The 16183-nt window shown below is 62.4% G+C and carries 16 protein-coding genes; 13 read left to right on the forward strand and 3 right to left on the reverse strand.

What is annotated here, in order from left to right; all coding sequences use genetic code 11:
* Positions 1-27 precede the first annotated feature (27 nt).
* Both groL and ISP19_RS08360 read right to left on the reverse strand, forming a co-directional pair.
* On the reverse strand, positions 28-1671 hold the full coding sequence (groL, locus tag ISP19_RS08355; RefSeq protein ID WP_204680911.1) for a chaperonin GroEL: 1644 nt from the start codon (positions 1669-1671) through the stop codon (positions 28-30).
* A 113-nt stretch (positions 1672-1784) separates the two neighbouring features.
* On the reverse strand, positions 1785-2078 hold the full coding sequence (locus tag ISP19_RS08360) for a co-chaperone GroES (protein WP_126675138.1): 294 nt from the start codon (positions 2076-2078) through the stop codon (positions 1785-1787).
* Between the two features lie 316 nt (positions 2079-2394).
* Between ISP19_RS08360 and ISP19_RS08365 the strand changes: the two genes are divergently transcribed.
* The 13 genes from ISP19_RS08365 (at position 2395) to purH (ending at position 14964) form a co-directional block, all read left to right on the forward strand.
* Entirely contained in the window at positions 2395-3060 is a 666-nt protein-coding gene (locus tag ISP19_RS08365; protein ID WP_204680912.1) for a class II aldolase/adducin family protein, read from the forward strand.
* A 25-nt stretch (positions 3061-3085) separates the two neighbouring features.
* On the forward strand, positions 3086-3415 hold the full coding sequence (gene cutA / locus ISP19_RS08370; protein ID WP_204680913.1) for a divalent-cation tolerance protein CutA: 330 nt from the start codon (positions 3086-3088) through the stop codon (positions 3413-3415).
* 139 nt (positions 3416-3554) lie between these two features.
* Positions 3555-4259, forward strand: a complete 705-nt coding sequence (locus ISP19_RS08375) for a glutathione binding-like protein (protein WP_204680914.1) — start codon at positions 3555-3557, stop codon at positions 4257-4259.
* A gap of 121 nt (positions 4260-4380) precedes the next feature.
* Positions 4381-5289 carry a DMT family transporter gene (locus ISP19_RS08380; RefSeq protein ID WP_204680915.1) on the forward strand — a complete coding sequence of 303 codons (909 nt, stop codon included), beginning with the start codon at positions 4381-4383 and terminating at the stop codon, positions 5287-5289.
* Positions 5290-5393: 104 nt separating this feature from the next.
* A complete protein-coding gene (locus ISP19_RS08385; RefSeq protein ID WP_204680916.1) occupies positions 5394-7559 on the forward strand; it encodes a protein-disulfide reductase DsbD family protein in 2166 nt (721 codons plus the stop codon).
* A 65-nt stretch (positions 7560-7624) separates the two neighbouring features.
* The gene (locus ISP19_RS08390; protein ID WP_204680917.1) at positions 7625-8170 is read left to right on the forward strand and encodes a TlpA family protein disulfide reductase; all 546 of its coding nucleotides are present in this window, start codon (positions 7625-7627) and stop codon (positions 8168-8170) included.
* Positions 8171-8308: 138 nt separating this feature from the next.
* Positions 8309-8761 carry a type II 3-dehydroquinate dehydratase gene (aroQ, locus tag ISP19_RS08395; protein WP_204680918.1) on the forward strand — a complete coding sequence of 151 codons (453 nt, stop codon included), beginning with the start codon at positions 8309-8311 and terminating at the stop codon, positions 8759-8761.
* Positions 8762-8832: 71 nt separating this feature from the next.
* Entirely contained in the window at positions 8833-9291 is a 459-nt protein-coding gene (accB, locus tag ISP19_RS08400) for an acetyl-CoA carboxylase biotin carboxyl carrier protein (RefSeq protein WP_204680919.1), read from the forward strand.
* Positions 9292-9304: 13 nt separating this feature from the next.
* A complete protein-coding gene (gene accC / locus ISP19_RS08405) occupies positions 9305-10678 on the forward strand; it encodes an acetyl-CoA carboxylase biotin carboxylase subunit (protein ID WP_204680920.1) in 1374 nt (457 codons plus the stop codon).
* Between the two features lie 194 nt (positions 10679-10872).
* A complete protein-coding gene (prmA, locus tag ISP19_RS08410; protein ID WP_204680921.1) occupies positions 10873-11772 on the forward strand; it encodes a 50S ribosomal protein L11 methyltransferase in 900 nt (299 codons plus the stop codon).
* Between the two features lie 162 nt (positions 11773-11934).
* On the forward strand, positions 11935-12732 hold the full coding sequence (locus tag ISP19_RS08415) for a zinc-ribbon and DUF3426 domain-containing protein (protein ID WP_204680922.1): 798 nt from the start codon (positions 11935-11937) through the stop codon (positions 12730-12732).
* 224 nt (positions 12733-12956) lie between these two features.
* Positions 12957-13244 carry a helix-turn-helix domain-containing protein gene (locus ISP19_RS08420; protein WP_204680923.1) on the forward strand — a complete coding sequence of 96 codons (288 nt, stop codon included), beginning with the start codon at positions 12957-12959 and terminating at the stop codon, positions 13242-13244.
* A gap of 109 nt (positions 13245-13353) precedes the next feature.
* On the forward strand, positions 13354-14964 hold the full coding sequence (gene purH / locus ISP19_RS08425; RefSeq protein ID WP_204680924.1) for a bifunctional phosphoribosylaminoimidazolecarboxamide formyltransferase/IMP cyclohydrolase: 1611 nt from the start codon (positions 13354-13356) through the stop codon (positions 14962-14964).
* A 133-nt stretch (positions 14965-15097) separates the two neighbouring features.
* On the opposite strand, the gene ISP19_RS08430 is transcribed toward purH, so the two are convergent.
* A complete protein-coding gene (locus ISP19_RS08430; RefSeq protein WP_204680925.1) occupies positions 15098-16108 on the reverse strand; it encodes a bile acid:sodium symporter family protein in 1011 nt (336 codons plus the stop codon).
* Positions 16109-16183 lie beyond the last annotated feature (75 nt).

Genomic DNA, 16183 nt, shown 5'->3' on the forward strand with positions numbered 1-16183 from the left:
TTGAAACATTGCGTTGGAATGCAGGACTTAGAAGTCCATGCCGCCCATACCGCCCATGCCGCCGGCCGGGGCGCCATGGTTGTGCTCTTCCTTCTTCGGCAGCTCAGCCACCATCGCTTCGGTGGTGATGAGCAGGCCGGCCACGGAGGAGGCGTACTGCAGGGCCGAACGGGTGACCTTGGTCGGATCCAGGATGCCGAACTCGATCATGTCGCCGAACTCGCCGGAGGCTGCGTTGTAGCCGTAGTTGCCCTTGCCTTCCTTGACCTGGTTGACGATCACGGACGGCTCGGCGCCGGCGTTGAACACGATCTCGCGCAACGGAGCTTCCAGCGCACGGCGGGTGATGGCGATACCGTGGTTCTGGTCTTCGTTCTCGCCCTTCAGGTTTTCGATGGCCTTCAGGGTGCGGATCAGCGCCACGCCACCGCCAGGCACCACGCCTTCTTCAACGGCTGCGCGCGTGGCGTGCAGGGCGTCTTCGACGCGGGCCTTCTTTTCCTTCATTTCGACTTCGGTGGCAGCGCCAACCTTGATCACCGCAACGCCGCCGGCCAGCTTGGCCACGCGCTCCTGCAGCTTCTCGCGGTCGTAGTCGGAAGAGGTCTCTTCGATCTGCGCCTTGATCTGGCCGATGCGCGACTGGATCTTCGCGGCTTCGCCGGCACCGTCGATGATGGTGGTGTTTTCCTTGGTCACCACGATCTTCTTGGCGCGGCCCAGATCCTGGATGGTGGCCTTCTCAAGCTGCAGGCCGACTTCTTCGGAAATGACCTGGCCGTTGGTGAGGATGGCCATGTCTTCCAGCATCGCCTTGCGACGATCGCCGAAGCCCGGGGCTTTCACGGCGGCAACCTTGACGATACCGCGGATGGTGTTGACCACCAGGGTGGCCAGCGCTTCGCCTTCCACTTCCTCGGCGACGATCAGCAGCGGCTTGCCGGCCTTGGCCACGCCTTCGAGGATCGGCAGCATTTCGCGCACGTTGGAGATCTTCTTGTCGTGCAGCAGGATGAAGGGATCATCCAGCTCGACCTGCTGGCTCTGCTGGTTGTTGATGAAGTACGGCGACAGGTAGCCGCGATCGAACTGCATGCCTTCGACGACGTCGAGTTCGTTTTCCAGACCCGAGCCTTCCTCAACCGTGATCACGCCTTCCTTGCCGACCTTCTTCATGGCGGTGGCAATGATGTCGCCGACGGCGGCGTCGGAGTTGGCGGAGATGGTGCCGACCTGTGCGATGGCCTTGTCGTCAGCGGTGGGCTTGGAGAGCTTCTTCAGCTCTTCGACGGCGCTGATCACGGCCTTGTCGATGCCGCGCTTCAGGTCCATCGGGTTCATGCCGGCGGCGACGGCTTTCAAGCCTTCGCGCACGAACGCCTGAGCCAGCACGGTAGCGGTGGTGGTGCCGTCACCGGCGTTGTCGGAAGTCTTGGAAGCGGCTTCCTTGACGATCTGGGCGCCCATGTTTTCGTAGGCGTCGGCCAGTTCGATTTCCTTGGCGACGGACACGCCGTCCTTGGTGACGGTCGGGGCGCCGAAGCTCTTCTGGAGCACGACGTTGCGGCCCTTCGGACCGAGGGTGACTTTCACTGCGTTGGCGAGGGTGTTCACACCCTTGAGAATGCGAGCGCGGCTGTCTTCGCCGAAGCGGACTTCTTTAGCGGCCATAAATTTTTTGCCTCAAAAAATTTAAATTAAATGCGGAAAATCTAGCGAGAAAACTGCGGAAGGAGCCGAAGGCGACGAGGTGCGGCTTTGCTTTTCGCACGTGTCGCGTCGAATCAGCCTTCGATAACAGCCACGATGTCGTCTTCCTTCAGGAAGACCAGCTCTTCGCCGTCGATCTTGATTTCCTGGCCGGCGTACTTGCCGAACAGCACCACTTCGCCGGTCTTGACCGACATCGGACGGACCTTGCCGTCTTCCAGGATGCGGCCCTCACCGGCGGCGATGACCTTGCCGCGGGTCTGCTTTTCGGTGGCGCTATCAGGGATCACGATGCCGCCGGCGGAGACACGCTCCTCTTCCAGGCGCTTAACGATGACGCGATCGTGCAGCGGACGCAGTTTGCTCATGGGATGAACTCCAGCTATGACTTTGGTTTGGATGGAAAATTTTTGACCCCGGTCCGGCCCTGAGGAGGCGTGCTGTTAGCACTCGGAGTGGGTGAGTGCCAATTCTAGCCACCAAAAAAACCCCTGCAACAGGGGGCGGACGGGACTGACAACCTGAATGAGGGTGGCCGAATCGCTTTCAAGGGCAAATGAAAACAAAAAAGTCCTCCCACCTCGTCGTCCCGGCCTTCGCCGGAACGACGAGTGACACGCCCCTCGACAGCGGCGCCCGAAACATCAACGATTGCATATTGCGTGAACAACAAGGGCAGCAGCAGTGAGTATCGAACGCTCGCTTCGCGAGGACATCGTCGCCAACGGTTTGAAACTGACCCCGTCCGGGCTGAGCCAGGGCACCTCGGGCAATCTGAGCATCCGTTTCGGTGGCGGATTCCTGATCACGCCCAGCGGCGTGCCCTACGGCGAGATCACTCCGGACGATGTGGTCTATGTGGACATGGACGGCCACTACGAGCACAGCCGCCGCCCCTCCAGCGAATGGCGTTTTCACCGCGATATCTATGCCGCGCGCGCCGATGCGCACGCGGTGGTCCATGCGCATCCGCCCTACAGCACCGCACTGGCGATGTGCCGGATGGACATTCCTGCGGTCCATTACATGATCGCGGTCGGCGGCGGCGATTCGATTCGCTGCTCCGATTACTACACCTACGGCACCCAGGCGCTTTCCGATGCCGTGGTGCGCGCGCTTGAAGGCCGCCTGGCCTGCCTGATGGCCAACCACGGCATGATCGCCACCGGCGCCAACATGGAACAGGCGATGTGGCGAGCCGTGGAGGTGGAAACCCTGGCCCGGCAGTACACACTCGCCATGCAGATCGGCAAGCCGGTCCTGCTTACCGATGACGAGGTGGCGCAGGCGCTGGAAAAATTCGGCAACTACGGGCTGATGTCGAAACAAATATCGACGCCCTCCCAATAGTGCTAACAGGCCCTAAGGAACCGCCATGCCCAGCCCTAGCCAGGTTCTGCTCTGCTACTGCACTTGCCCCACCGCGGAAAGCGCGGCGCACCTGGCCGAGACCCTGGTCGGCGAAGCGCTGGCCGCGTGCGTGAATCGCGTTTCCGGCATCCAGTCCACCTACCGATGGAAGGGTGAAGTGACCACGGACACTGAACAACTGCTGCTGATCAAGACCACGGCTGACCGCTTCGAGGCGCTGAAGGAACGACTGCTGGCCTTGCATCCGTATGAGTTGCCCGAGTTGATCGCCGTACCGGTGGAACGTGGACACACGGCCTATCTGGAATGGGTGCGCGCCGCTGGCGGGAGTTGATCGGCTGGGAGCCATCCAGGTGATCCAGCGAACCGCTTCGTCGAAACGCGCGGCATCGATCATGCCCAGTTCGAACGCCAGACTATCGATCGATGTTTCATCATCCGCATACGCCAACCGCCGCACGAGCCCAGACGCCATGATCGACCTTTACTTTGCCGCCACGCCGAACGGGTTGAAGGCCAAGCTCTTTTTGGAGGAGGCGCAGCTGCCTTATCGGGCGATCCCGATCAGCCTGAGCAAGGGTGAGCAATTCCGGCCTGAATTCCTGGCTATCTCGCCGAACAACAAGATCCCGGCCATCGTCGATCATCAACCGGCTGACGGCGGCGCACCGGTAACCCTGTTCGAATCCGGGGCGATCATGCTTTATCTGGCCGAAAAGACCGGCCGGCTGATGCCCAGCGATGTACGCGGACGGGCCGAGGTACTGCAGTGGCTGTTCTGGCAGGTGGCCGGACTTGGCCCGATGGCGGGACAGATCGGTCACTTCAATAGCTACGCGCCGGAAAAGGTGCCCTACGCGATCGACCGCTACACCCGCGAAACCAGCCGGCTGTATGGCGTGCTCAACCAGCGGCTGGCTGATCGTGACTTTATCGCCGGCGAATTCTCGATCGCGGACATCGCCTGCTATCCGTGGATCGTGCCGCATGCCGCGCATGGCCAGAACCTGGATAACTTTCCGCATCTAAAGCGCTGGTTTGAAACCATGGCGGCACGGCCGGCCACGCTGCGCACCTACGAGGGCGTCGAGGACACTTACACACCTGGACAGCAATCACTGTCGGAACAGGAACGCCGTGTCTTGTTTGGACAGGGCGAAGCCTCCACTCGCCCCTAGCCCTTTGCCCTCATCCCGGTGAAGACCGTAGTGGCTCGATGACGGCTGCTCAGCACTCTGCTGACAGGTTCTGTCACTGCCGCGATTTAAATTCCATCATCGACCTCACCCACGCATCCGCATGAAAAAGTCCGACCTTGCCATCCTGGTCCTGCTCGGCGCTCTGTGGGGCGCATCGTTCCTGTTCATGCGCATGGGCGCCAACCAGTTCGGCGGCATGGCCTTGGCCGGCATGCGGGCCATCGGCGCGGCGGTCTGTTCGATTCCACTGGTGCTTTCGCGCGAGCGCCGGGCCGAATTGCGGGCGAACTGGTGGCCGGTCACCTTGATTGGCCTGAGCAATTCGGCCCTGCCCTTTGTGCTGTTTTCTTATGCGGCGAAAAGTCTGCCGGCGGGCCTGTCCGCCATCTTCGATGCGATCGCGCCGTTGCTGGTGGCCGCCTCCGGCTGGCTGTGGCTGGGCGAGAAGCTCAATGCCGTGCGCGCCGGCGGGCTGGTGATCGGCCTGCTCGGGGTGGGGTGGCTGATCGGCGGCAATCTGGGCTTCGGGCATGGTGGTGCAGCGGTGGGTTGGGCCATGGCCGCGTGTGTGGGCGCCAATGTCTGCTACACCTTCGGCGCGCATTACAGCCAGCGCCGCATGCGTACCGTTACGCCGCTGACGGTCGCCATCGGCAGCCAGTTCGCCGCCGCCTTGATGCTGCTGCCCTTCACGATCTGGCAGTGGCCGGCAAAGATGCCCGATACGCAGGCATGGATTGCCATGTTCGGGCTGGCCGCCGGCTGCACCTCGCTGGCCTATGTCCTGTTCTACCGGCTGCTGGCCCACGCCGGCACCGCCCCGGCGATGGCGGTGCTGTACCTGATCCCGGTGTTCGGCGTGATCTGGGGCGCGCTGTTCCTGGGTGAGGCGGTCACGCTGGCGATGGCGGGTGGTTGCGTGGTTATCCTGCTCGGCGTGGCCCTGACCACCGGCATGCTGCGGCTGCGTGGTGTAACCAAGGCATGGGGTATCGCCGAAGAAGCTTAAGGCTCTGCCTGTAGCCTTAGAGGACGCCACACGGATGTCGAACGTCGGCTGGGCCATAATTGGTTTCATTCGCGCGCAAGTGCGACCCAGACGCTGGAGTTGGAATGCGTTCGCTTCATTACGGCCGTGTGGCCGCCTGCCTGCTGACCCTGATCATCTTGCTGTCGGGCGCCTCTGCCGCCCTCGCCCAGAGCGACACCCAGAGCCTCCTACCGGTCACCGAGGCCTACAAGCTCACCGCCGACAGCAGCACTCCCGGCGTGGTCAAGCTGCACTGGACCATCGCGCAGGACTACTACCTCTATCGCGGGCGCATGAACTTCAAGGCTGGCGATGGCGTCACGCTGGGTGCCGCGCAACTCCCGGATGGCGAGAAGCACGACGATCCGTACCTCGGCCCGGTGGAGACCTATCACCACAGCATTGATGCCAGCATTCCCTACACCGTCGCACCCGGCACGGCCCGGCTGACGCTGAGCGTGCGCTACCAGGGCTGCCACGAGACCGATCCGAAAATCTGTTATCCGCCGCATACGGAGCAGCTCGACCTGCCGATTCCTGCGGGTGCCGCGAACGCGGGCAACAAGCTCAACGATCTGCTCGGCGCACGTCCGCAGGGATTGGGCAGCGACAACAATGCCCCGTTACCCGCAGAGCAGGCCTTCCAGTTCAGCGCTATTGCGCAAGATGCGCATCATCTGCTGCTGCGCTGGACCATGCCCAAGGGCTATTACCTGTATCGCGACCAGACCACGTTGTCGCTGAAGGACGCATCGCAGCTGACGCTCACCCCGGCCTGGCCTGCCGGCACGCCGCATCAGGACGCGCATTTCGGCAACACCACGGTGTACTTCGGCGAAGTCGACGTGCCGGTGACGGTGAACGGCGATACATCCGGAGCCAAGACCCTCGCCCTGGTGGCCAGCTTCCAGGGTTGCCAGGATGGCGGCCTGTGCTATCCGCTTATGACGCGCCAGGCGAACATCGACCTGACCGGGGGCAGTACGGCGACCGGTGAAACGGTCCAGGGCCCGGCTCCAGAGATGCCGCCGAGTGGCGCAACGGCCGGCTCGCTGAACGTCAGCTTTTGGTATGCACTGCTGCTCGCTTTTGGCGGTGGCTTGATCCTCAACCTGATGCCCTGCGTGTTGCCGGTGCTCTCGATCAAGGCCATCGGCCTGCTGGAAAGCGGCGAAAACACCGCACGCCGCCGCACCCATGCGTTGATGTATACGGCGGGCGTATTGGTAAGTTTCGTAACGCTCGGCCTGGTGATCATCGGCTTGAAAACGGCCTGGGGCGCGCATTTGCAGAACGCCCTGGTGGTCGCGGTGCTGTCGCTGGTGATGCTGGCCGTGGCGCTGTCGATGTCCGGCGTGGTGCAGTTCGGCGCATCACTGGGCAATACCGGCAGCGCCCTGGCGAGTCGCTCCGGTCCCGCCGGTGATTTCTTTACCGGCGTGCTGGCCGTGGTGGTCGCCAGCCCGTGCACGGCGCCATTCATGGGCACGGCACTGGCGTATGCCCTCGTGGCTCCCATGCTGAGCGCCGTGCTGGTGTTCCTGGCGCTGGGCCTGGGACTGTCCCTGCCCTTCCTGGCCGTGGGATTTGTGCCGGCGGTTTCACGCTGGCTGCCGCGTCCCGGCCGCTGGATGGAAACATTGAAGGAAGTGCTGGCCTTTCCGATGTATCTCACCGCCGCGTGGCTGGCGTGGGTGCTGGCGCATCAACGCGGCGCCGATGCGGTAGGGTTGCTGATGATCGCCGCGGTCATGCTGGCGATGACGCTATGGTGGCTTGAGCGCAGCCGTGGACGCGGCATGTTCAGTCGCGTGCTGGTGGCATTGCTGGCGCTGATCACCTTGGTTCCGCTGTATTACCTTTCCACGCTTCCCATCGCCACCGAAGCGGCAAGCAGTGATGGCGCCACGGTCGCCTATTCCCCGGAGAAGCTGGACGCCTTGCGCAAAGCCGGCACGCCGGTGTTCGTGGACATGACGGCCGACTGGTGCGTGACCTGCAAGGCGAACGAGCATGCCGTACTCAATGGCGACGGCTTCCAGAACCTGCTCAAGCGCACCGGCACGGTCTATATGAAAGGCGACTGGACGGACGAGAACCCGGCCATTACGGCCTTCCTGCAGGAATACCACTCGCCGGGCGTGCCGCTGTATGTGGTTTTCCCCAAGGACGGCGGTCCAGGGCGGCAGCTGCCTACCGTGCTGACCTCGTCGCTGGTGGAGGAGGCGCTGACTGCGGCGGCGAAATAAGCAGTGAGAAACGAGAGAAGCTGTCAAACTGACCAGCTTCCCTGGTACTCCTGACTCTCTGCGCCATGCTCAGCCGCACCAATCTTGTTGTCCTCGGTCTTGCCGTACTGGCCGCTGCGGCGGGTGGCTGGCTGCAGCACCAAAGCCGGCTGGCCCGCGTTCCGGTGGGCGTACATGTCACGAACGTCGGCGATCTCCGCCCGGATCTGGCCTTGCTCGACCTGGACGGCAAGGAGCGCCGGCTATCGGAATTCCACGGCAAGCGCGTACTGATCAACTTCTGGGCGAGCTGGTGCGGGCCCTGCCTGTCTGAAATGCCGGCCCTGCAGGCGGCACAGCACAAGTTCGGCGATCAAGGCGCGATCGTGCTGGGTATTGCGATGGATGAACCTTCGCGCGTGCGTGTCTACCTTGCCAGCCATCCGGTCGATTACCCAATCCTGATCGGCCAGCTGGACTCGCCCAGCACCTCGCTGCGCTTCGGCGATATCGACGAAGTACTCCCCTTCAGCGTGCTGCTGGACGAACAGGGCCGCGTGCTCGCCGTCCAGCGTGGCCCACTCGACCGTGCGCAACTGACCAAATGGCTATCGCCTACAGCCGCGCTCTGATGCGGTTTCCGACCTACATACGTCCACGCACGGTCTAATCGGCGCTTCTCCTTCAAACATCGCCGAACTGCGTCGAACTGGACAACATCCCCGGCAACGCGCACACTGCGCGCATTCCGAGGCGCCCCAGAGCCCTACATGGCTAAGCTATTGGTCCTGCACGGACCCAACCTCAACCTGCTCGGTGTGCGCGAACCGGAGATCTACGGCCGGGAGACGCTGGCCGATATCAACAACCAGCTGGCCCAGCGCGCGCAGGCCGCCGGCCACGAGCTGGCCTGGTTTCAGTCCAACGCCGAGCACGAGCTGATCGGGCGCATTCACCAGGCCCGCGATGAGCAGGTCGACTACATCCTGATCAATCCGGGCGCCTTTACCCACACCAGCGTCGCCCTGCGCGATGCGCTGGCCGCCGTGGCCATCCCCTTCATCGAGCTGCACATGAGCAATGTGCATGCGCGCGAGCCGTTCCGGCACCACTCCTATCTGTCCGACCTGGCCGTGGGTGTGATCTGCGGCTTCGGCAGCGACAGCTACCGCCTGGGGCTGAACGCGGCCATGACCAAACTTGAACCAAAGCCTGCCGGCTAGTTCACCGACAACCCTTTTTTTCACTTTCCGGCCGCCAAGCTGCGGCCCAAGACCTTGAGAAGGCAACACTTATGGATCTGCGCAAGATCAAAAAACTGATCGACCTGCTCGAAGAGTCCAATCTCGCCGAACTGGAAATCAAGGAGGGCGAGGAAGTCGTCCGCCTGTCGCGCGTCCCCAAGGGCACCGTCACCGCCGCACCGGCTGCCGTACACGTACCCATGCCTGCCGTTGCCGCGCCGGCCCCCGTGGCCGCACCGGTTGTTGCCGGCGAAGCCGCCGCCAATCTGCCGGCCGGCCACGTCGTCAAGGCACCCATGGTAGGCACCTTCTACGCCTCGGCCAGCCCGGGCGCACCGGCTTTCGTGAAGGTCGGCCAGCAGGTGAAAGCTGGCGAAACGCTCGGCATCATCGAAGCCATGAAGATGTTCAACCAGATCGAAGCCGACGTGAGCGGCACGGTACAAGCCATCCTGATCGACAACGGCCAGCCCGTGGAATTCGATCAGCCGATGTTCGTGATCGCCTAAACGGCCGGCAACTATGCAAAAGCTCGAAAAGGTCGTTATCGCCAATCGCGGCGAAATCGCGTTGCGCATCCTGCGTGCGTGTCACAGCCTCGGCATCAAGACCGTGGCAGTGCACTCCACCGCGGATCGCAATCTCAAGCATGTAGGGCTTGCGGATGAAGCCATCTGCATCGGCCCCGCGCCATCGGTCGACAGCTACCTCAACATTCCGCGCATCATTGCCGCCGCGGAAATCACCGACGCCAACGCGATTCATCCGGGCTACGGCTTTCTCGCCGAACGCGCGGACTTCGCCGAGCAGGTTGAGCAATCCGGCTTCATCTTCATCGGCCCGACGGCCGATGTGATTCGCATGATGGGCGACAAGGTCCAGGCCATCCGCGCGATGAAAGCGGCGGGCGTGCCCTGCGTGCCCGGTTCTGGGGGGCCACTCGGCGACAACGTTGAAGAAAACATGCGCATCGCGCGTGAGATCGGCTACCCGGTGATCATCAAGGCCTCGGGCGGCGGCGGCGGCCGCGGCATGCGCGTGGTGCGCACCGAAGCGCATCTTGGCAACGCCATCACCATGACCAAGCAGGAAGCCAAGGCGGCGTTCGGCAACGATCAGGTGTACATGGAGAAGTTCCTGGAAAATCCACGCCACGTGGAAATCCAGGTACTGGCCGACGGCCAAGGCAATGCGATCCACTTGTGCGAGCGCGATTGCTCGATGCAGCGCCGTCATCAGAAGGTGGTGGAAGAAGCACCCGCACCGGGCGTCACGCCGGAACTGCGCGCCGAAATCGGCAAGGTGTGCGTCGACGCATGCCTGCGCATCGGTTATCGCGGCGCGGGCACGTTCGAATTCCTGTTCGAGAACGGCCGCTTCTACTTCATCGAAATGAACACGCGTATCCAGGTGGAGCATCCGGTGACCGAGCTGATCACCGGCGTGGATCTGGTACGCGAACAGTTGCTGATCGCTGCCGGCGAAAAGCTTTCGATCAAGCAGGAAAGCATCAAGATCCAGGGCCATGCGATCGAATGCCGCATCAATGCCGAGGATCCCGAAACCTTCATGCCTTCGCCGGGAACGGTGAAGCGTTTTGAAGCGCCGGGCGGCCCGGGTGTGCGCGTGGATACGCATCTGTACGACGGCTACAGGATTCCGCCGAACTACGATTCGATGATCGGCAAGCTGATCGTGCATGGCCCTGATCGCGAAACGGCCATCGCACGCATGCGCCTCGCACTGGCTGAAACAGTGATCGAAGGCGTGAAGTGCAATATTCCGTTGCAGCAACGCATCATGTCCGATGTCGGGTTCCAGCAGGGTGGACAGAACATCCACTATCTGGAAAAGCGTATGGCGGAGCATAAGGAACATCCGCATAGCGGGCATTGAATGACCTGCTTTTCGTGCTCGCTTCCGCTCCCCTCCGGGGAGCGGATTGAGCTCAGCTGAGCTGGGCACGCTCGCCGGTAACTCGCATCGAAGCCTGCTTCGAGTGAACCTGATCGCAAGATTGACCCCTCACCCTACCCTCCCCCAGAGCGGCGAGGGAAAATCGTCGTATCACGCTAACCAACGGAACGCCGATGCCCTGGCTCGAACTCTCCCTGATCGCCCGTGCCGAACAACAGCCGCGTGTGGAAGAAGCGCTGGATGACCTGGGTGCACTGTCGATCACACTGCAAGATGCCGACGCGGAAACGCCCGACGAGCAGGCCATCTTCGAGCCTGGCGTTGGCGAAGTACCGTTGTGGCCGACGATCACCCTTCAGGCACTGTTCGATGCCGATACCGATCGGCGTGGCCTCACCGAAGCACTCAGCGAACTGCTGCCCTGGCTCGAACCCGATCAGCTCAGCTTCCGCGAGGTCGCCGACGAAGACTGGGAACGTGCATGGATGGACCAGTTCAAACCGATGCCGTTCGGGCGGCGGTTATGGATCTATCCGTGGAATATCGAGCCGCCCGAGGATGACAGTGTCGTCGTGCGCCTGGATCCCGGCCTGGCCTTCGGCAGCGGTACGCATCCTACGACCGCATTGTGCCTGGAATGGCTGGACAGCCTTGATCTCGCCGGCAAGCGCGTGATCGATTACGGCTGTGGCTCGGGCATACTCGCCATCGCTGCGCTCAAGCTGGGTGCCGCTTGCGCGGTCGGCGTGGACAATGATCCGCAAGCCCTCACGGCCTCGGGCGACAATGCCGAACGCAATCAGGTTGCTGACCGGCTGGCGCTTTTCCTGCCGGAAGATTTCGCCGACGAACCCGCCGACGTGTTCGTTGCGAACATCCTCGCCGGCCCCTTGGGCGAATTGGCACCAACGTTCGCAGCGGCGGCAAAACCGGGCGCGCCGTTTGCGATCTCCGGCATTCTGCAAGGCCAGCAAGACGAACTGGTCGCGCGTTATGCCGAATGGTTCGATGCATTGCGTGTGGATACACGCGAGGATTGGGTGCGCATCAGCGGTTATCGGCGCCTCCCTTGACCCCACTTTCCCTTGCTCAGAGAAGGTCGCAGTGAGCCGTCAATTTTGCGCATCGGGTAATTGCAAGTACGCTTCGGGGAAGATCGCGCAAACCCGGCCCTTTACCTCGATCCGCTCTCCTTGGGGGAGAGCGGCGACGGAAGCGAAAACACTCTAAAAAGCATGTATACGCAATGCCCTGAATGCCTGTCCGTGTTTTCAGTGGACGCGCGCACGCTCGCGCAGGCACACGGCTTTGTCATGTGCGGACATTGCGGTGCGGGCTTCGATTGCATCAGCACCCTGGCCGATCAGCTGCCGCCGGAACCGTTCGACGAATTGCCGTCGCACGAACCTGGTGTAGAACCGCCGAAAGTCGAACTGGTGGTCTATCGCCCCCAGCCTGCCCTGCCGGAAGCCGTCGCCGAAGAGGACGCGCCACAGCCACTGCGCGACGACTTCGCCGATCTGATCATTACCCCGCGCTTTGCGCGCGACGTGCGCGCCGATCGGCCACGGCGCTGGCCGTGGGTGCTTGCCTGCTTGTTTTTATTGCTTGGCCTGGCCGCGCAGCTTGCATGGGCATTGCGCGACACGCTGATCGCGGACCCGGCCACCGGTCCGGTACTGAGCGAGGTATGCGCCGCATTGGCATGTCGACTACCGCCAGTGCGTGACATTGACAAGCTGCGTCTATTGGCACGTGACGTGCAAAGCCACCCGACCGTTCCCGGCGCCCTGCTGATCAGTGCCAATTTGCGCAATGACGCAAGCTTTACGCAACCCTGGCCGATTGTTGTCATCCGCCTTTCGGACGGCAACGGCAAGGTCATCGCCATGCGGCGTTTGAATCCTTACGAGTACCTTGACGACATGGATGCGCTGCGTCGCGGCATTGCCCCTGGTGCTAGCGCAGCATTGGTTTTCGAGGTAGAGGATCCGGGTCATCAGGCCGTTGCCTTTGACCTTGGCTTTGAATAAGCCGTTGTCCTAGCTAGTGTCTTATCGCAGGTTGGGTCGCTTAGTGCCTGTTCGGCTTGGGCTTCTCATTTTTCCTATGCAAGGCTCTTAATTTTGTCGCCCGTCGCGAGTACACTCGATCCCTCGCGCAAAAGAAAGCGCGACTGCCGATCCGCCGCGAATGCGGTAACTGCCATAAACATGGCGACGGCCCATGCAGCCGTTGCGTGAGTACGTGAGGGGAAATGTCCTTGAACGCAGTCAGACTGCCTGTCAACGAGGCTGCTCGTGAATCCTCGTCGCAGAGCGCACTGAGTGAGTGCGTCAGTCGTACCGTACGCCGCTATCTTGCGGACATCGGTGACACGTCGTGCGACGAAGGTCTGCACGCGCTGGTGATTCGCGAAGTCGAAGGCCCGTTGCTGCGTGAAGTGCTGGCATTCCACGATGGCAACCAGAGCCGTGCTGCGGCCGTGCTCGGCATCAATCGCGCCACCCTGCGCAAGAAACTCTCGGCCCACGGCCTGCTCTGAGTTATCGGCGCCACGCGTCGTTTAGCCGTCCAAATGCCTTTATATAACGGTCCGGCCAAGCATGGCCGGCCGCGCTATAATGTGCGGCTTTACAGCTCTGGAAGCCGCCATGTCCGCACCTGCCGTCACCTCCATTCGCCGCGCCCTGATCAGCGTTTCGGACAAGACCGGGCTGATTGAGCTGGGGCGCCGCCTGGCCGCCGCCAAGGTGGAACTGCTCTCTACCGGCGGCAGCGCCAAGGCCCTGCGCGAGGCCGGTATTGCGGTCAAGGATGTCAGCGACGTCACCGGCTTCCCCGAAATCATGGACGGCCGCGTCAAGACCCTGCACCCGAAGGTGCACGGCGGCCTGCTGGGCCGCCGTGGCACCGATGACAAAGTCATGGCCGAACTGGATATCGCGCCGATCGATCTGCTGGTGCTGAACCTTTATCCGTTCGAGGCCACGGTCGCCAAGCCGGATTGCACGCTCGAACAAGCGATCGAGAACATCGATATCGGCGGCCCCGCCATGCTGCGCTCCGCCGCCAAAAACTGGAACGATGTCGGCGTACTCACCTCGCCCGATCAGTACGAGGACGCACTCGTCGAAATCGAGCAACAAGGTGGCTTGAGTCGGGCAACACGCTTCAGGCTTTCGGTAGCCGCCTTCAATCGCGTATCCAATTACGACGGCGCGATCAGCGATTACTTGTCCGGCCTGCAACTCAATGACACGCAGGAGGCCATTGCCGGTCACGACGCGTTCCCCGGCCAGATCAACGGCCGTTTCGTCAAGCTGATGGACCTGCGCTACGGTGAGAATCCGCATCAGCAGGCTGCTTTCTATCGCGACCTTTATCCCGCACCCGGCACGCTCGCCACGTTCCAGCAAGTGCAGGGCAAGGAACTGTCGTTCAACAACATCGCCGATTCCGATGCCGCCTGGGAATGCGTGCGCAGCTTCAGCAAGCCGGCCTGCGTGATCGTCAAGCATGCCAACCCGTGCGGCGTGGCGGTGAGCCTGGACGGCATCGGCCGTGCCTACGATCTGGCCTACCAGACGGATCCCACCTCGGCGTTCGGCGGCATCATCGCCTTCAATCGCGAGGTGGATGGCGCGACCGCGCGCGCGATCGTCGAACGCCAGTTTGTGGAAGTGGTGCTGGCCCCGGGCTACGCGGATGACGCGCTGAAAGCCTTCGCCAAAAAGACGAACGTGCGCGTGCTGGTCATTCCGGCACCGGCCGGCGGCGACCTCAGCCACGCCCATCCGGGCAACGATTCCCGCCGCGTGGGTTCGGGCCTGCTGATCCAGACGGCGGATCGCGGCATGGTCACCGCGGACGACTTGAAGATCGTCACGCGCCGCGCACCAACCGAAGCGGAGATCAACGATCTGATCTTTGCCTGGAAAGTGGCCAAGTACGTCAAGAGCAACGCCATCGTGTATGCGCGCGATCGCCAGACCATCGGCATTGGTGCCGGCCAGATGAGCCGCGTTTACAGTGCGCGCATTGCCGGCATCAAGGCAGCCGATGAGAAGCTGGAAGTGCGTGGCTCAGTGATGGCATCCGATGCGTTCTTCCCGTTCCGCGACGGCATCGATGCCGCCGCCGCGGCGGGCATCCGCGCCGTGATTCAGCCGGGCGGCTCCATGCGCGATGCCGAAGTGATTGCGGCCGCCGATGAACACGATATGGCGATGGTATTCACCGGCATGCGCCACTTCCGCCACTGATGCATCACGTATTTCACCGATTGCAGTAGGTTGGGTTAGCGCAGCGTAACCCAACGATGTTTGTTGCTTCGATGGAATTCTGTTGGGTTACGCTAACCCAACCTACGCAAACACGTCGATCCGCGAGCCTGCTTTAATCAGCCGTGGCGACTTGCGCGGCCGCCGGGGAAGCCTTGCGCTTGTTGATTTCCCCGCGCTCCGCATAACGACGTGCCAGCACCGCACAGGTCATCAGCTGCATCTGATGGAACAGCATCAACGGCAGCACGATCATGCCGATCGCATGCGCCGGAAACAGCACGTTCGCCATCGGCACACCGCTGGCCAGGCTCTTCTTCGAACCGCAGAACACGATGGTGATTTCGTCTTCGCGATCAAAGCCCAAGGCGCGCGAACCGTAGCGGGTGATCAATAGCGCGCATGCCAGCAACACCGCGTTGACGATCAGCACACCACCCAGCACGTGCAGCGGCAACTGCTTCCACAGGCCCTGCAGCACCGCCGCACTGAACGCGGTGTAGACCACCAGCAGAATCGAACCCTGATCGACCAGTCCAACCACCGGGCGATGACGCTGCACCCAGCCACCGATCCAGCGCTGCGCGACCTGACCTGCGACAAAGGGCACAAACAGCTGCAACACGATCTCGCCCACCGAACTCCACGACATGCCGCCGTGCGCCTGCAGCACCAGGCCGGTCAGCAAGGGCGTAATGACGATGCCGAGCAAGCTGGACGCCGAGGCTGAACACACCGCCGCCGACACGTTACCGCGCGCGATCGATGTAAAGGCAATCGACGACTGCACCGTCGAGGGCAAGGTGCACAGGAACAGCATGCCCACGTAGAGCGACGGCGTGACCAGCGGCAGTAGCACCGGCTTGAGCAGCAGGCCCAGGATCGGGAACAGCACGAAGGTGCTGGCGAGCACGGTCAGATGCAGGCGCCAGTTGGTCAGCCCCGACACCACCGCCTCGCGCGAGAGCTTCGCGCCATGCAGGAAAAACAGCAGGGCAATGGCCAGATCGGTGGCCCAGTCAAACATATGCGCAACGCTGCCGCGGCATGGCAGCAGGCTGGCCGTGATCACCGTGGCGATCAGGCAGAGCGTGAAGTTATCCGGTAAGAAACGGCGCAGGGACATGGCAGACAAGCCGGCAAGCGGCCACCTGGGGAGTTGGGGTGAGAGTATTTCACTGCTACCCTATTGATAAATCAA

Source organism: Dyella flava, from assembly GCF_016904955.1.
Taxonomy (GTDB): Bacteria; Pseudomonadota; Gammaproteobacteria; order Xanthomonadales; family Rhodanobacteraceae; genus Dyella_B; species Dyella_B flava.

Bases quoted from the DNA above. Each gene is read 5' to 3' on its own strand.
- groL (WP_204680911.1), bottom strand. From the start codon at position 1,671: ATGGCCGCTAAAGAAGTCCGCTTCGGCGAAGACAGCCGCGCTCGCATT.
- ISP19_RS08360 (WP_126675138.1), bottom strand. From the start codon at position 2,078: ATGAGCAAACTGCGTCCGCTGCACGATCGCGTCATCGTTAAGCGCCTG.
- cutA (WP_204680913.1), top strand. From the start codon at position 3,086: ATGCCCAGCCCTAGCCAGGTTCTGCTCTGCTACTGCACTTGCCCCACC.
- ISP19_RS08375 (WP_204680914.1), top strand. From the start codon at position 3,555: ATGATCGACCTTTACTTTGCCGCCACGCCGAACGGGTTGAAGGCCAAG.
- ISP19_RS08380 (WP_204680915.1), top strand. From the start codon at position 4,381: ATGAAAAAGTCCGACCTTGCCATCCTGGTCCTGCTCGGCGCTCTGTGG.
- ISP19_RS08385 (WP_204680916.1), top strand. From the start codon at position 5,394: ATGCGTTCGCTTCATTACGGCCGTGTGGCCGCCTGCCTGCTGACCCTG.
- ISP19_RS08390 (WP_204680917.1), top strand. From the start codon at position 7,625: ATGCTCAGCCGCACCAATCTTGTTGTCCTCGGTCTTGCCGTACTGGCC.
- aroQ (WP_204680918.1), top strand. From the start codon at position 8,309: ATGGCTAAGCTATTGGTCCTGCACGGACCCAACCTCAACCTGCTCGGT.
- accB (WP_204680919.1), top strand. From the start codon at position 8,833: ATGGATCTGCGCAAGATCAAAAAACTGATCGACCTGCTCGAAGAGTCC.
- accC (WP_204680920.1), top strand. From the start codon at position 9,305: ATGCAAAAGCTCGAAAAGGTCGTTATCGCCAATCGCGGCGAAATCGCG.
- prmA (WP_204680921.1), top strand. From the start codon at position 10,873: ATGCCCTGGCTCGAACTCTCCCTGATCGCCCGTGCCGAACAACAGCCG.
- ISP19_RS08415 (WP_204680922.1), top strand. From the start codon at position 11,935: ATGTATACGCAATGCCCTGAATGCCTGTCCGTGTTTTCAGTGGACGCG.
- ISP19_RS08420 (WP_204680923.1), top strand. From the start codon at position 12,957: ATGTCCTTGAACGCAGTCAGACTGCCTGTCAACGAGGCTGCTCGTGAA.
- purH (WP_204680924.1), top strand. From the start codon at position 13,354: ATGTCCGCACCTGCCGTCACCTCCATTCGCCGCGCCCTGATCAGCGTT.
- ISP19_RS08430 (WP_204680925.1), bottom strand. From the start codon at position 16,108: ATGTCCCTGCGCCGTTTCTTACCGGATAACTTCACGCTCTGCCTGATC.